Annotated in this window: 11 protein-coding genes; 9 read left to right on the top strand and 2 right to left on the bottom strand. The window is 44.0% G+C overall.

Annotated features, from left to right (window positions below):
• Positions 1-118: 118 nt before the first annotated feature.
• Together lanM and DXN04_RS06165 are read right to left on the bottom strand one after the other, a co-directional pair.
• A complete protein-coding gene (gene lanM / locus DXN04_RS06170) occupies positions 119-2,941 on the bottom strand; it encodes a type 2 lanthipeptide synthetase LanM (protein ID WP_116852471.1) in 2,823 nt (940 codons plus the stop codon).
• 63 nt (positions 2,942-3,004) lie between these two features.
• Positions 3,005-3,361 carry an NHLP leader peptide family RiPP precursor gene (locus DXN04_RS06165; RefSeq protein WP_116852470.1) on the bottom strand — a complete coding sequence of 119 codons (357 nt, stop codon included), beginning with the start codon at positions 3,359-3,361 and terminating at the stop codon, positions 3,005-3,007.
• A 548-nt stretch (positions 3,362-3,909) separates the two neighbouring features.
• On the opposite strand from DXN04_RS06165, the gene DXN04_RS06160 reads away from it, so the two are divergent.
• From DXN04_RS06160 to DXN04_RS06120, 9 genes are all read left to right on the top strand, one after another.
• Entirely contained in the window at positions 3,910-4,476 is a 567-nt protein-coding gene (locus DXN04_RS06160) for an HPP family protein (protein WP_199414995.1), read from the top strand.
• Between the two features lie 92 nt (positions 4,477-4,568).
• Positions 4,569-6,017 (top strand): MBG domain-containing protein, encoded by a 1,449-nt coding sequence (locus DXN04_RS06155; RefSeq protein ID WP_116852468.1) that lies wholly within the window; start codon positions 4,569-4,571, stop codon positions 6,015-6,017.
• A 130-nt stretch (positions 6,018-6,147) separates the two neighbouring features.
• The gene (locus DXN04_RS06150; RefSeq protein WP_116852467.1) at positions 6,148-6,696 is read left to right on the top strand and encodes an RNA polymerase sigma-70 factor; all 549 of its coding nucleotides are present in this window, start codon (positions 6,148-6,150) and stop codon (positions 6,694-6,696) included.
• Between the two features lie 51 nt (positions 6,697-6,747).
• Entirely contained in the window at positions 6,748-7,749 is a 1,002-nt protein-coding gene (locus DXN04_RS06145) for a FecR family protein (protein ID WP_116852466.1), read from the top strand.
• 27 nt (positions 7,750-7,776) lie between these two features.
• The gene (locus DXN04_RS06140) at positions 7,777-10,773 is read left to right on the top strand and encodes a SusC/RagA family TonB-linked outer membrane protein (RefSeq protein WP_116852465.1); all 2,997 of its coding nucleotides are present in this window, start codon (positions 7,777-7,779) and stop codon (positions 10,771-10,773) included.
• A gap of 14 nt (positions 10,774-10,787) precedes the next feature.
• A complete protein-coding gene (locus tag DXN04_RS06135; protein ID WP_116852464.1) occupies positions 10,788-12,296 on the top strand; it encodes a RagB/SusD family nutrient uptake outer membrane protein in 1,509 nt (502 codons plus the stop codon).
• A 129-nt stretch (positions 12,297-12,425) separates the two neighbouring features.
• Positions 12,426-13,391 (top strand): purple acid phosphatase family protein, encoded by a 966-nt coding sequence (locus DXN04_RS06130; RefSeq protein ID WP_116852463.1) that lies wholly within the window; start codon positions 12,426-12,428, stop codon positions 13,389-13,391.
• Between the two features lie 130 nt (positions 13,392-13,521).
• Positions 13,522-14,037: a peptide-methionine (R)-S-oxide reductase MsrB gene (gene msrB, locus DXN04_RS06125; RefSeq protein WP_116852462.1), complete on the top strand. Its 516-nt coding sequence runs from the start codon at positions 13,522-13,524 to the stop codon at positions 14,035-14,037.
• Between the two features lie 429 nt (positions 14,038-14,466).
• Entirely contained in the window at positions 14,467-15,297 is an 831-nt protein-coding gene (locus DXN04_RS06120; RefSeq protein WP_147319851.1) for a hypothetical protein, read from the top strand.
• The last annotated feature ends 73 nt before the right edge of the window (positions 15,298-15,370 follow it).

The following is a 15,370-nucleotide window of genomic DNA, read 5'->3' as shown; positions in this document are numbered from 1 at the left end:
TAAATTGTTTGTTGCAGAGGCCGTAGCAAGGTAACAACTAATTTTTTATTACAATGGATACCAAAAGGCTCCCCCACCCCGGTTGGAGACACCTCTCAACATTCCTTTTTAGATCTCTCTATCCGAACCACAACATAGACTCCACTTTGTCAGGATGCGCTGCCCGCATCATCGCAAAAGCCAGCCCCGCACTTCCAGTGAATAATGCAGGCATCAAATTCGAATAGTGACTATCAGGTGTATGAGCTATTATTAAACGGGTAGCTTGTGAAATGTGTGATTGTAATTTTTCAGAAGGGTAATATTCCCGGATTTTTAATAAAGTATCCAATGCTCCCGCAGTGCCGCAACACAGCCCGGGAGCTGATTCATCAAGAATATCAGTATGCGGGGCGCATAATGCATGTTGTGAATAATCATCTATAAACGGCGTACCTATTGCCTGTGATACCGCCAGTCTGGAGAGCAATCCACCACTACGTCCATTACACCATGTCCAGGTTGTTTTTTGATTATCCTGTAATCCTGCTACCCGCATATCCATCCACCCACTTTCCCCTGCATCCCAGAACGAATTATCGTATTCCATGGCTCCCAGTAAAACATTTTTAGCTTGTGCATCGCCGGATAATTCATACCAGCGGGCTAATGCCATTGCCATACCTGAAGTACCATGACTGATATTAGGCAGGGAATGACCATCCATTACTTTCCAGCAGGTGCCCCTGTCGTGTGTTACAGAGCGATTGATGAGGGTATTAGCGGTAGTTTCTATGATTGTTTCAAGCAGCGAATCTGGTTGCCTTTTATAGAGTGCTATCATCGCTAATAAGAATCCTGCACGACCATGCAATATTTCATCCAGCTCTTCTTTTGCAAATACATCCTTGTAATATTTGATCGCAATTGATTTCGCCAGCTGCATATTTTCGGGAGTATTGGTGGCTGCTGCAATCCTGATGATGCCGTAGATCACACCGCCCAGGCCTCTCGCCAGGCCACCTCCTCTCCCTACACTGATAGGTGCAGAAAGCGGACGAATCGCTTTCAGCGCGGTATCCATCCATTCCTGGTTGTTGTATAATCTGCCCGCCTCTGCGATGGCCACTGCGGTGCCTAACACCCCATCATACAAAGCTTCCGGATCTGAGTGCACCATGGTACAGCCAAAACCCGGTGCATAAGCCGTATATGCCCATGATGGCACATCATCTTTCCAGATGGCTGCATTCACTATTGATTCGATTATTGCAAATGCAGACTGACCTTTTTGAGGCTGTTCGGTGATTTTTTCTTTTATAGTAGCTACCTGTAATTCTAATTCTTTTTCATTGATGCGCTCAAAACGTTGTTTCGCCATCTCAAGGGGAGAATATAATAAGGTAGTATTGTAAGCACTCGCACCATCTGCCAATACATCGAACCTGGGAATATCTCCATCCATGATACCTGCAACTTCCTCCATTTCTATATTGTCAATGGCATCGATGCGCAATTGACCTAAGATCCTTAAATCCTGCAGGATCTTTTGTCGCCGTTGTTCGGATGATTTAAGTAATTGCAAACTGATACTCCGGATAAACACTACTCCATATTGCAGTGTAGGCCTTAATAACAGCCGTAATTTTAAATGGCGTAATTGATGCAACAGTCCATCCTTGTATAAGATCTGCTCCCTGTTTTTTAGCAGGAACTGATGTGCTATACGGAATCCTCTTTCTATCTCTGCTAAATAGTCTTTGGGCAATTGGGGTGCATGCTGTAATGAAGGTAGGTTAGGAATGGTGGCCGCGGTAAACTGCTTTTCCAACAATTGCAGATTGTCAGACCCTCTCCCGCAAAACACATACTCCTTCATCGGCTCATTCCCAAATGCATGCAGGGCCCCGGCTATAAATTCCACATGTTTATTCCCATCTTTATCCAACTGGCTCAAAATCGTATGTGGCAACATCCCAATATCCATCACGGATTCACTGGACTCTATATTTTCCAGCGATATGTTTTTATCCAGTTGTAATCGCTTCTCTCCACTTTCTGAATTCGCCAGCAGGCATCTGAAGAGCGGCTCTGCATCTATCACTACCGGACTATCACCCTGTACGATGATGTTCTCATGATGTAAATCGTATGTGCCAAAGGCATGTGCAATTGCTAAAATTGCTCCATACTTTTCATAGCAATTAGCTACCTCATTAGCGTGATGACAGGTAGAGGGTTCTACAAACTCCATAAAACCATAGCCATCGAAGTTTAATACCGCAGGCAGAAAGAAATCATAATTTAATCCTTGTTCCATCAGGTAATCCAGTATATAATTCCATCCATATTCACCATCCATTGACCGGGGTTTATATACCATCTTCACGTCTTCAAAAACCAGGATTGCTGCTGTTCTCCCATGATCATGGGGGTCAGAAATACCAAAATGAATAGCTGTTAACTTTTCCAATGCCGGGATCCCATCCGGGCGATGGCGCTGTATTCTATCAAATAGTTCTTCAATGACTGTCAGCCAGTTTTGTTGTGCGAGTGTAAGCAGGCGGGTGAGTTCCGGGTAATTTTCATTGCCGGAAAATAAGTATTGTTCACTTTCCCATATAATGTATTCATCCAGTTTTTCTCTGGATGCGCCCGGCGTACAATCTCCGGGTTCGGTATTCCTGGGTCTCCAGAAAGGATAGACTGACAGGAAGAAACTGGAATATCTTTGTATCAGCAGGTTGTTTGTCAACCTGGCAATGATCTTTCCATACCAGTCTGTCAGGTTGAGGAATACGCCGGGGTAGATGTTAATTCCTTTTGACAGTAGCCGGTTTTTTAATAATAGCGCTGCCTGCTGGCAGAGCGGTTCAGTTAGTTCGGGTATAATGGGTTCACTATTGATTCTGGATGCCAGGCTGATATCGTATACAGGTTGTTGCGCAAGGACAGCACTCATAATGGTGTATTTCGGATAAGGGAAAAAAGTAAACCGGGTAGTGATACCCGGTTTGGAATAGTATTAAGCACAAGTCAATGATGCCAGAGAACCGGCACAAATTGGAGTAGTCGCTGTACATGTAGTACACCATGTGGTACCATTGCTACTTGCTGCAGCTGATTTCAGAGAAGCTTCTGATAAATCATTGCCACGGAAAGGAGGAATGCTGATGTTGTAAGTGCTGGGGGTATCCTGCACGACATTGATTTTTACATCAGCTGGTACTTCAATACCATGTGCTTTTAACACTCCGGCTGGATCAGCGATAAATTTTTTTCTGAAGTCTTCATCGATACCGCATTCGATGCGAATTGTGTCAAGGGCGGATAGTGGAGCGGTCTTGCTCCATTTGCTTGCTTTGAGGGTTGCTGTGCTCATAATGAGGGTGTTTTGAAATTGTGAATACTAACGCAAAACAAAACACCCTTTAATTGATTATTGTTTAAAAAAAATTACTGAGCGCCTGCTGTTATATGTTGCTATTGCTCGTATGTTGCTAAGTTGTGTTGATTAACTGCATTTGTTAAGTGAATACTCTTTTACTCTAAAAATAGCTGTAGTGGAGGTTCTATAATATTTATCAATTCCGTGATTGCATCACATGTATTAGTAGTATCTCCCCTTTCTATGTGAGCAAATCGATTTTATAATTGCTGTGTCATTTCTTTTTATACATCCATAGGTGAGCTATGTACTGCTGATATTGTACCCCAATCAGTAGAATAATATGTGGGTATAATTAGTGTTACTTTAAGTCCAGATCCTGCTGCTTCATGTGAGCATGACTCACATAAATCATCAATCGCCTACCAGGTTGCACGGGAGTGTTCAGACATAAAGTCGGTATGACTCTTAATGATTATTAAACCTTACACTAATTGTTTTATTTTTGCGGCGCAATGATACATCGAAAATTACGCCGGCACATGCGCAAGGCCGGGCTGATCATCTACCACGAAACACTGATCGATCTTAAAGAACATATCTGGACGTTTATTGGGGCCTTTTTCGGAATAGGCGCTATTGGTTTGCTTAATAGTAAGTTTTTGCCCGTCTCCGACAATCTCTTTTTAATTGGCTCCTTTGGTGCCTCTGCTGTATTGGTATACGGTATTATTAACAGTCCGCTCGCACAACCCCGTAACCTGATTGGTGGCCATGTTGTCAGTGCCCTGGTGGGGGTTACTATTTATAAACTGGTTCCCGGGGAGCTATGGTTGACAGCTGCCCTCTCCGTTTCTCTCGCTATTGTGATGATGCAGATTACTAAAACTTTGCATCCTCCTGGAGGGGCTACTGCCCTGATTGCAAATATTGGTACTGCCAAGGTAAAGGCACTGGGATATTTGTATGTATTAAGTCCGGTACTGTCCGGAGTGCTGATCTTATTGCTGGTGGCTATTGTGTGTAATAATGCGACCTCTCACAGGAGCTATCCCAAAAATAAGACCTGGTATAAGTTCTGGGAACGCAATTATAAGGTACGCTATTAAGACAGGTCTATTGAGTGCAGATGTAGTGGGCGGGCATTTTTGATAAATGAATCGGAGTGCTATCTTTGCTTCAAAGTATAGCAATCTTTAATATGAATCGATTACTCTTTGCATTGTGTTTCATTTGTTTAAATACTTATGGTCAGAAAAAATACGGGGATCCGGACTTCGCGCTCACATTTAGCGACAGTGTCCAGGTACACTCCTCGGATACAAATGTTGCAAGGGTTTTCCTGGAGGATCATAAATGGATGGTGCAGATTATGAAGGCGGGGGAAGTGGATATTACTACTGATAGCACGGTTGAAAAACTGGTGATTGACAAGGCACCGCTTACTATTACTGCGAATAATGTGGCCAGGTGTTATGGAGCACCGGATCCTGTATTTACGGTGACGTACAAAGGGTGGGTATACGATGAATCGGATAGTGTGCTGGAGACAAAACCTACTGTAAGTGTGAATGCTGCCAATGAGCTGATTCCGGCTGGTGCCAGTGCAGAGAATTATGATATTACTTATGTAAATGGAATATTGACGATCTATCAGTTGCCTGTTACTACCATCAGTGCTGATAAGGGTACGGTGATATGCGGGGCGAAGGAGATGCCATTGAGTGCAACCGGGAAATATACTTTTACCTGGATGCGGCAGGATTCTATTGTAGGGAAAGGCAGTTCGCTGAAGGTTTCAGCACCGGGAGATTATAAGGTGCTGGCAGTGGATGGAAACGGATGTTCCAATACTTCTAATGTGATCACTATGACACAGGTATTGCTGCCTTCTGTTGATTTTGCTTATGCGAGTGGGTGTACGGGTACGTCTGTTTATTTTACCAATAAGACGAAGGCCACCGGCCCTGTGGATTACAGCTGGCATAGTGGGGATGGGCAGAGCAGTGAAAATAACAGTGCGAGTTTTACTTATAATAAAGCGGGTACTTATACGGTGGTGTTGACGGCTACCCCGCCCAGTTGTCCATCGATGGGGGGAACAAGTATTCATGATATTACGATTACGGAGCCGATAGCGGCCAGGTCATTGCCTGCGGTAAAAGCAGAACCTGGGAAGCCTGTGCAACTGAATGCAAGAAAGATGGAAGGTGCTACTTATGAATGGCTGCCGAATAATGGATTGACTGATGCGAAGGTGAGTGATCCGAAGGCGACGCTAAAGGCACCGGAAACATTCTTTATCAGGATGACTATGAAGAATGGGTGTACGACTACAGATACATTGAAGGTGAGTGTAGCTAATCCCAAAGCATTTATGGTGCAGGAGGAGTTTTCACCAAACGGGGATAAGCAGAATGATTTGTTGCAGGTGTATGCAAAAACGATTAAGACGATTTCTTCATTTGATATATTAGACAGTATGGGGAACCAGGTGTATCAGAAACCTAAGAAAGGGGAGGTAGCCTGGGATGGTAAAAATATGAAGGGTAAGAAAGTGCCGGAAGGAATTTATATTTGGATGGCCGTGGGAACAGATTATTATGGCAAGGTGGTGAGAGAGCAGGGCACTGTAAAATTAACAAGATAGATACCCGGGTGTGCCTGGAAGCAGGCACACCCAAAACATAATCCCCCCAAAATTTGATAATATTACCTTAATATACCCACTCTCCTTCTTTTTATACTTTTGCTTTTTCTAAAAACTCCTTTCCATAACTATGTGCCAGCGTTATACCGTAGCAGACATTAAGGAGGGTAATGAAAAAGCCTTTGCGTCTGTTTATGAAGAGTATAAGGATAAGTTGTATTTTCTCCTGCTGGGCAGGACGAAATCAGCATACCTGGCGCAGGAAGTAGTGCAAAAGACCTTTGTAAAGGTTTGGACCCACCGCGATACGCTTAATCCTGTTATTAATATAGATGTTCAAATTTTCCGCATTGCCCGCTCACTCATGATCGATGAGTTGCGTAAACTGGCTGTAGAGAAAAAACGCATGGGCGTTGTGGAAACAAACGAATCTGAGGACAGTGTCAATAACCAATTCCAGGCCCGCGAAACCCGTATTAAAATTGAACAGATCCTTAGTACTATACCGGAACAGGGCAGGCTCGTATTCCGCCTCAGCAGGGAGGAAGGAATGACCTATAATGAGATCGCCCAACAGCTGTCCATTTCCCCAAAAACAGTTGAATATCACATCTCCCGGATATTGAGTGTACTGCGCAAAACACTCATCCTGTTCCTCCTAATGTTAACAAATTATTAAGCGCCAGGGTATTCCCAATTTACAAACGAATAGTAGTTAGAAACAGTTCAAATGAAGATCACCAGCGAACAGATTGCACGTTTTATTACAAACAATTGTAGTCCGGAAGAAGCGGAAATGCTCGCTGCGTGGTTTGCAGAACACCCAGAAGATCTGATCAGTACACCGGCCTGGGAGGAGTTTGTAGCGCAGCAGCGTATCCCTGAAGAAACGGATGACGCTATGTGGCAATACATTTCCCGGCACACGAAGCGTAAGCCGAAACTCTACTATTTCCGCCGTATAGCTGCTGCAGCTGCTATTGCCGGAATGATAGGGGGCAGTGTACTCCTGTGGAAACCACAGCATACAACTCATTTCCAGGCTAACCTAAAAGACACAACAAGCATTAGGTATACTGTAATCAGTAACGACAAAAAACATGATCAGACTTACCAACTGGAAGATGGTACTACAGTCGTACTTTCTTCCGGTAGTAAGCTGACACATGTTTTGCACTTCGATGCGCAACAACGTTATATCATGCTGGAAGGGAAAGCCTTCTTTGATGTAGCAAAAGACAAAGACAAGCCTTTTACTGTGGAAGCGGGTGGATTGACCACGACTGCCTTGGGTACATCCTTCCGTATTACCGCTTTAAAAGGAGAAGTGCAGGTACAGCTGATCACTGGTAAAGTAGTGGTGAGAAAGGCCAGCGCCACTTTCAAACCGGTATACCTAAACCCGGGACAACAACTGGTATTTAACACGCAGCAGGAGAAAGCGATTGTGTCTGACAACAAGCTGCCTGTGCTGAAAACCACACCTGCAACGATTGCCGCTAATGAGACTACAGGACACGCATTTCACCAGGAACCGCTGAAGAATGTGTTCCTTACTTTACAAAGTTATTATCATACCAGTATCACCTTCGACGAACAAGTGTTGAAGAATATGAAATTCTCCGGTACATACGGGGACACTGACAGTGTAGAAGATCTGCTCGCTGTCATTACACTGGTAAACGGATTAAAATTCGAAAAAACAGCTACAGGGTACAACATCACCCGATAACAGGATCATACATAAATACAGAATAACATGACATTTAGAGGAAAAAGACCGTTTCCGCGATATGCGGTGCTGCTCTTATTTGCCGTATTGCTGCATTTAAAAGTTTTTGCCCAAACGGGAGATATCAAAGGTTTGATCAGGACGGAGAAGGGAGAACCCCTTCCCGGTGCTACTGTCATCCTGACCCGCAATGCTTCTTCATTTTCTAAAGTAACGCGTACAGATTCTATTGGTTTATTCCGCTTTGCAAAGGTACCTGCGGATACCGGGTATGTGATCAAAGCAAGCTATATAGGTTATACGACTCACGTGAGCGAACGCTATAGTGTAAAAGCCAATGACCAGCTTTCACTTGCATTTAAGATGCAGGAAAACAATGGTCAGCTCAGTGATGTGGTGGTAATTGGTTATGGTAGCAGAAGCCGGAGTGAAATGGTAGGTGCCGTGACCTCCGTCAGGAAAGAAGATTTTAATGTAGGTGTGTATAGTGATCCGGTGCAGATGCTGCAGGGTAAGGTCGCAGGTCTGAATATTTCCAGGAGTGGTAACCCGAATGAAAATGCCGCTGTAATACTCCGTGGTCCTTCTTCTTTCAGGTCTGGTACGGATGCCTATGAGCCTTTTTATGTAATCGATGGGGTGCCGGGAGCATCTATTTATAGTGTGGCTCCTGGGGATATCGAAAGCATGGAAGTACTGAAAGACGCGGTGTCCACATCTATTTACGGTTCCCGTGCAGCGAATGGTGTGATCATTATTACCACCCGCAAGGTACGTTCGGGGGAATCACATCTTTCTTATAGTACCTATGGGGCAGTTGAACGAATTTCTAACACCATTAAAATGGCATCTGCATCACAGCTCCGTTCTTACCTGGATGCGAATAACGTTACCATTGATGCCATCAATGATGATGGGGTGAGTAATACAGACTGGCAGAAAGAAGTGACGCGTACCGGTTTTTCTCACAACCATAATGTTGCTTTCAATGGCAGCAACCAAAACTCTGCTTATGGGGTGAGTGTGAACTACCTGAACAATGAAGGTATTATTAAAGGTTCTGCCATGGATCGTTTTGTAGTACGTACCAATTTACAGCACCGCGCTTTTAACAATCGCCTGAAGCTGGATATGAATGTGACGAACAGCATCACGAATGGTAAGCAAATTCCCGGCCAGGTGCTGAGCAATATGCTTACTTATATGCCTACTGTTCCTGTGAAAAATGCGGATGGCAGTTATTATGAAGACAGGACCCGTACTACAGGCACGAGTGGTTATTACAACCCGGTTGCTTTGATCAACGACAATACGATTCACAGTAAATCCAATATTCTCCTGGTAAATGGTATTGCTACTGTGAATATCCTGAAAGGCCTGGACTTCACCACCTCTGTCTCCTATCAGCGACAGCGCAATGATACAGACCTGTATTATAACAGTTCTTCTATGCTGGCCCAGGATTATACCGGTTATGCACAGCGTACAAATGTTTCCAATACCAAGAAAGTACTGGAATCTTTTGCTACCTACGAAAGAAGGTTCGATAAGCACAACATCAAGTTGCTGGGTGGTTATAGCTGGCAGGAAGATCGTAATGGCGATGGGTACCAGGTAAGCGGATATAACTTTGTATCCGATGACCTGAAATGGAATAACCTGGGTCAGGGGAATGGAACGACTGTTAACTATGGTGATATCTATGTATCTACCCTGCGACTGATCTCTTTTTATGGCAGGGCATTTTATGATTATGATGGTCGCTTCCTGTTCCAGGGATCACTGCGTCGTGATGGTTCTTCAGCTTTTGGTGCGAATAACCGCTGGGGTTATTTCCCATCTGTATCGCTGGGTTGGAATATTCACAATGAGCGTTTTATGAAGGGGGTAAACTTCGTAAATGTATTGAAGGTACGGGCGGGGTATGGTGTGGTAGGTAACTCCACCGGCTTCAATGCTTATACTTCCCGACTGATTTATGGTAGCGGGTCTTCTTACTTCTATTATAACGGGGAGTGGATCAATTCTCTCACTCCTATTCAAAATGATAATCCTGACCTGAGATGGGAGCGTACTGCAACGACTAACGTAGGTGTGGATTTCGTATTGTTCAATAACAAATTGAGTGGTAGTGTGGATGTGTATAACAAGCATACGACTGACCTGATTGGCGACTATACGGTATCTACCACGCAGTATCCGTACAATACTATGACAGCGAATGTGGGTGCAATGAGTAACAAAGGTATTGAATTGGCATTGAGTACTACTCCTGTAAAGACAGGAAAGTTCAGCTGGACCTCCGCTGTTATCCTTGCACACAATGTGAATAAGATTACCTCTATTTCAAATGAGCTGTTCAGTGCATCACAGTTTTACACAGCTGCCTTCAGTGCCCGTGGACAATCAGGTATTAATGGTTACCAGATCATCAAAGAGGGGATGCCATTGGGCTCCTTTTATACCCTGGAGTATGCAGGCAAAAATGCAGCTGGTAAGTCTACATTCGTTGCTGCTGATGGTACCATTTCTACTGATAGTACCGCATTTAGCAATTTCCGTGTCACTGGTTCCGCACAACCTAAGTTGATCTATGGCTGGAACAATACTTTCCGTTACGGACAGTTTGACCTCAACATCTTTGTACGCGGGGTATATGGCAACCAGATTCTGAATGCCACCCGTGCTGATATGAATGCTCCTATTTATGCCAATACCACCAATGTGCCCGTAAGCACATTATCTGAATCAATCAATGACGATAAGGATCATTTCATATCCAGCCGTTATGTGGAGAGTGGTTCTTACCTAAGACTGGATAATGCGACATTGGGGTACTCATTTGCTACTAAAAAGAATTATCAGCTGCGTGTGTATGCTTCGGGTAATAACCTGTTCATCATCACAAAATATAAGGGTATTGATCCGGAAATCAATGTATCTGGTCAGACTCCGGGTATTGATAACCGCAGTTATTATCCTAAGACCCGTACGTTCCTGCTGGGATTGAATGTTACATTTTAAAACTGAACTGAAGAATGAAAGCATTATTATATATCGCTATTTCCGCAACACTTATGATGGCGGCAGCAGGATGTACCAAGCTGGATGTGCCTGTTGAATCACAGCTGACCACTATTCCCAATACACAGGAAGGCTATGTGGCGGCAACTGGTTCTGTATACCAGAAGATGTCGAGCCAGAGTTTTGCAGTTGATTTCTGGAGAGTGATAGAATTGTCTACTGATGAGGCGATGATTCCTAACAGGAATGGTAGCTATTATGACAATGGATCGTACATAAAGTGGCATAAGCATACCTGGACTTCTTCGGACCTGGATGCTCCCTGGAACTGGGGTTATAGTAGTATCTCTGAGTGTAACAGGGTATTGAACCTGTTGTCGAAAGCTGATTCCAGTGCACTGCGTACACAGTTTACAGCGGAGATCCGTACCATGCGTGCATTGTTTTATTTCTATATGATGGACCTGTATGGTAATGTGCCTATCACGACTTATGGCAGCACGGCAAGTCCTACCCAGTCTACCCGTGCGGAAATATTTAACTATATAGAAAGTGAATTGCTGGCAGCGGCACCTGGATTGGGTGCACCGTCTACTGTTACGCTGGAATATTATGGTCGTCCTACCTTATGGATGGCGTATGCATTGTTACAGAAGTTGTACCTGAATGCTGAGTACTACACAGGTACTGCCAGGTATGATGATGCCGTGACCTATGGCAAAAAGATCATGGATGAATCGGGCTTATCGCTGGAGAAGAGCTATATGAATTTGTTTAGTCCTGATAACACGGCTAACAATGAAACTATCTTTGTTGCCGTGTTTGATGCCAATAAGGCAACGGGCAACTATTTTACCCGTTATACACTGCATGGAACACTGAAGGCAAAATACGGGCTTAATTTCAGTCCCAGTAATGCGATGTGTACATCTCCTGAATTCTTTGACCTGTTTAGCCTGGCGGGCGATGCGAGAGATACGACCTGGTTATCCGGCTTGCAATATGACTTTGCCGGTAACAAAATTATGAATGGTAGTTATCAGCTGAACCTGACCCGTGAGATTACATTGACGGATGCTGCCACGATGAATGTGGGTGCGGAGGTGAATGGCGTTTCCTGTGGTGCAAGGTCGATCAAGTTCTATCCTGATCCCAATGCTGTGAACCGTTATCAGAACAATGACATTCCTGTACTTCGGCTGGCGGATGTATACCTGATGCAGGCGGAGGCTTTGTTGCGCAATGGGGGGAGTACTGCTACTGCGGTGGAATTATTTAATAAAGTACGTTCAAGGGTGAATGCGCCAACGGTGACATCACTCACATTGCAGGATATCCTGGACGAAAGAGGTCGTGAGCTGGCATGGGAAGGTTGGAGAAGGAATGACCTGATCCGTTTTGGTAAGTGGGAAGGCAGCTGGGGCTTTAAGACAGGTGGTGAGGCGACTACCAGAAGATTGTTCCCTATTCCGGCTACTGAGATAGTATTAAATGCAAATCTTGTTCAGAACGAAGGTTATTAATTGGATAGAGGTTGTATCAAAAGTAATATGATGGTACTTAGCATTCAATAAAAGAAAACGCTCTTTAACAGGGAGCCTGATTAAATCCCGGGAATTTTACTTTTGCTACAGCCTCTATAAATAGGATGCATGGAAAGAAGGACTTTTTTTAAACAGACAGCTTTTAGTGTTTTAAGCACTTCCGTTTTATCATCTCTCAGCGCTTACGCAGCACCATCTGCCCCGGTAGAAAGTTATCCCTTACAGTTTCTCGCTATTGGCGACTGGGGCCGCAATGGTGCCGATCATCAATTACATGTAGCCCGGCAAATGGGCAAGTGGGCGAGCGAGCACCCTAATCAGTTTATTATATCCACAGGTGATAATTTCTATCCTTCTGGTGTGATTAGTGAACACGATCCCTTGTTTCACTATTCCTTTGAAAACATCTATACTGATTTTTCCCTGCAATGGGATTGGTATCCGATCCTGGGCAATCATGATTATAAGTCTGATCCCGATGCCCAGGTACGCTACAGCACTATCAGCCGCCGCTGGAAGATGCCGGCGCGTTATTATTCCAAGGAGTTTTCTCTGGGAAAGGATGGCAGGGTGCTGATGCTTTTTATTGATACGAACCCTATGTTGCCTGAGTTTTATGACAATCCGGAGTACGGTCCGCATGTAAAAGGGCAGCATCCTGAAAAGCAGCTGGAGTGGATTGACAAAACCCTGGCTGCCGCAGGCAAGGATGTGCGCTGGAAGATGGTAGTTGGTCATCATCCAATGTATACTGCTGGTCCCCGTACTACGAATTATGATACACTTGGCATTAGAAAGATTTTAGAAGATGTGTTGGAGAAGCACCAGGTGAATGTCTATCTATCAGGTCATGATCACTCGCTTCAGCACCTGAAGAGCAGTGGGGTGACCCTTCACTTTATTTCGGGAGCTGGCTCAGAAGTTACCCCGGTGAAGGAGGGATTGTCATACAGCCGTTTCCAGGCGGCAGATTATGGTTTTATGTATTTTTCTGTGGCCAAAGAGCAGTTAAATATTAAGGTGATCAACTATGAGGGGAAGCTGCTGTATGAGACCATCATTTCCCCGGTTTAGTAAAGCTTTATTGCTCTTATGGCGTATTATGGCAGTTTGGCTAAAATATTGTTAAATAAGGGTGGTAGCTAAAATGTCATGCAATCTTGTTTGGTCCGAAATTCGTTACTATTATTATAATACTATTATAATGAGAAACGCAATATACCTGAGCATGCTGCTATGTATGCTTTTCAGCTGCACCGGCCGCGCTCAGCAAAGTAAAACCAAATCAGATATGCATAACCCATACTATTCACGCACAGACACGACCCATCTGAACGTCAGCAATGCAGAATGGAAGAAAATTCTGCCGGCTGACCTCTATGCGGTAGCCAGAGAACAGGCAACAGAAAGGGCTTTTACCGGTAAATACTGGGATGCAGATACCAAAGGCACTTACTACTGCGCTGTATGCGGCAATAAACTTTTCCGCTCTGATGCCAAGTTTGCCAGCAGCTGCGGTTGGCCCAGCTTCTTTGAAGCAGATCGTCCAAACAGTGTAATCTATAAAGAGGATAACTCTTATGGTATGCAACGGATAGAGGTGGAATGTGCAAGATGTAACTCACATTTAGGTCATATTTTTGACGATGGTCCTCCACCTACAGGTAAGCGGTTCTGTATGAACTCAGTTTCCCTGGATTTTGAACCGGATGGTCACTGACAAATGGTCAGTTAAAATAGTCATCGCTCCTGCCTCAGGCAGGAGCGATTTTTTTTGCCCCTTGAAAAAACGGTGCTTATCAGTTAATATCCCTTATGGTATACCGGTGGACTTCACCCATGAAAGGATCAGGAGGTATGTCATGGCCAGGCTACTTCATTTCCGGCACCATGTGGGCAGGAAGCGAACTGGGATAAAAACACGATTTACAATATTGGGGTAGAAGGAAGCTATCGCATTAGGATACACGCATATTTATTCTCCCTATACCTGATAACGTACCGGATTCTCGTTGGGGCCGTGCAGGAAGTGAGTTTTATATGGGGAAAGCATGAACTGAGAGTGTGAGATATCAATGATCTTTTAGCAGAAGTATTTTTTTTGTAGTTTAGTTATATGTACCCGATATTATTCTGCCTATACCTGCTGATGCCCAAAACAACAAATATATGGGTCTCCCATATTGCTCCTGAACTGTTTATCAACGGAGCAGATACCACTACGCTTTATTATTATCCTTTTGATTACCTGGACAAAAAGGAAGCAGACCGGTTTCAGCATGCCCTGGACTTATATGGCAAGACGGTGAAGCCTGATGATCTGACTGCAGGTAGCCGCTACTGGGAGGTGATTGATGGGAAATTATATCTCACCGGTATGAAGTACATCAAGAATAGTGATAAGGTGCTTCAGGCAGCATTCCCGGATTATTATAAAGATGGTAAGGTAGCGGCGTATTGGTTTTCTGGATTGCTGGCGGTTAATAAGGGTGGAGATGTAATGAGAGATAAGATCGACAGGAAGGAATTTACCAGGGAAGAACTGTTTAGATGTAAGAAAGGTATAGTAACACGCCATGAGCTTGTGAATAACTATACTCCCATAGTGAATGGTATAGAAAGGCCATGTGATTTCAATGTAAATGTTTATGATACGCTTTTTGCTAGCCTGGGCCATTTAAACTGGAAGGAATTGTTCCCAATGAATCAGAAATATGTGGTGAAAGTGACGATCGATGAAAATGGGAAAGCCAGCTGTAAAGAAATTAATAAGCGGATGAGTGGAACGAATCCTGATGAGGCAATGCAGCTGGATGCCGACGTAATGGATAAGATCAATAATGAATTGGGGCTGCTACAGTTTGATATAGTGAGGAAGCATGGTGTACCTGAAACAGAAGAATATGAAGTACTGGTAGATTTATTACCGGGCGGACAGTTAATGCATCAGAGACCTCATGAGGGGGGATCGCGATGGTAGTATGATTAATTTATATATTAAATTACCCCAAAAGCTTCTCCTTTTTCTTAATAAAAAGAAAAAATGATTGATA

It is taken from the genome of Chitinophaga silvisoli, assembly GCF_003412465.1.
Classification (GTDB): domain Bacteria; phylum Bacteroidota; class Bacteroidia; order Chitinophagales; family Chitinophagaceae; genus Chitinophaga; species Chitinophaga silvisoli.
Note: the sequence above shows the minus strand (reverse complement) of the source record. Positions and strands in the feature narration are given on the sequence as shown.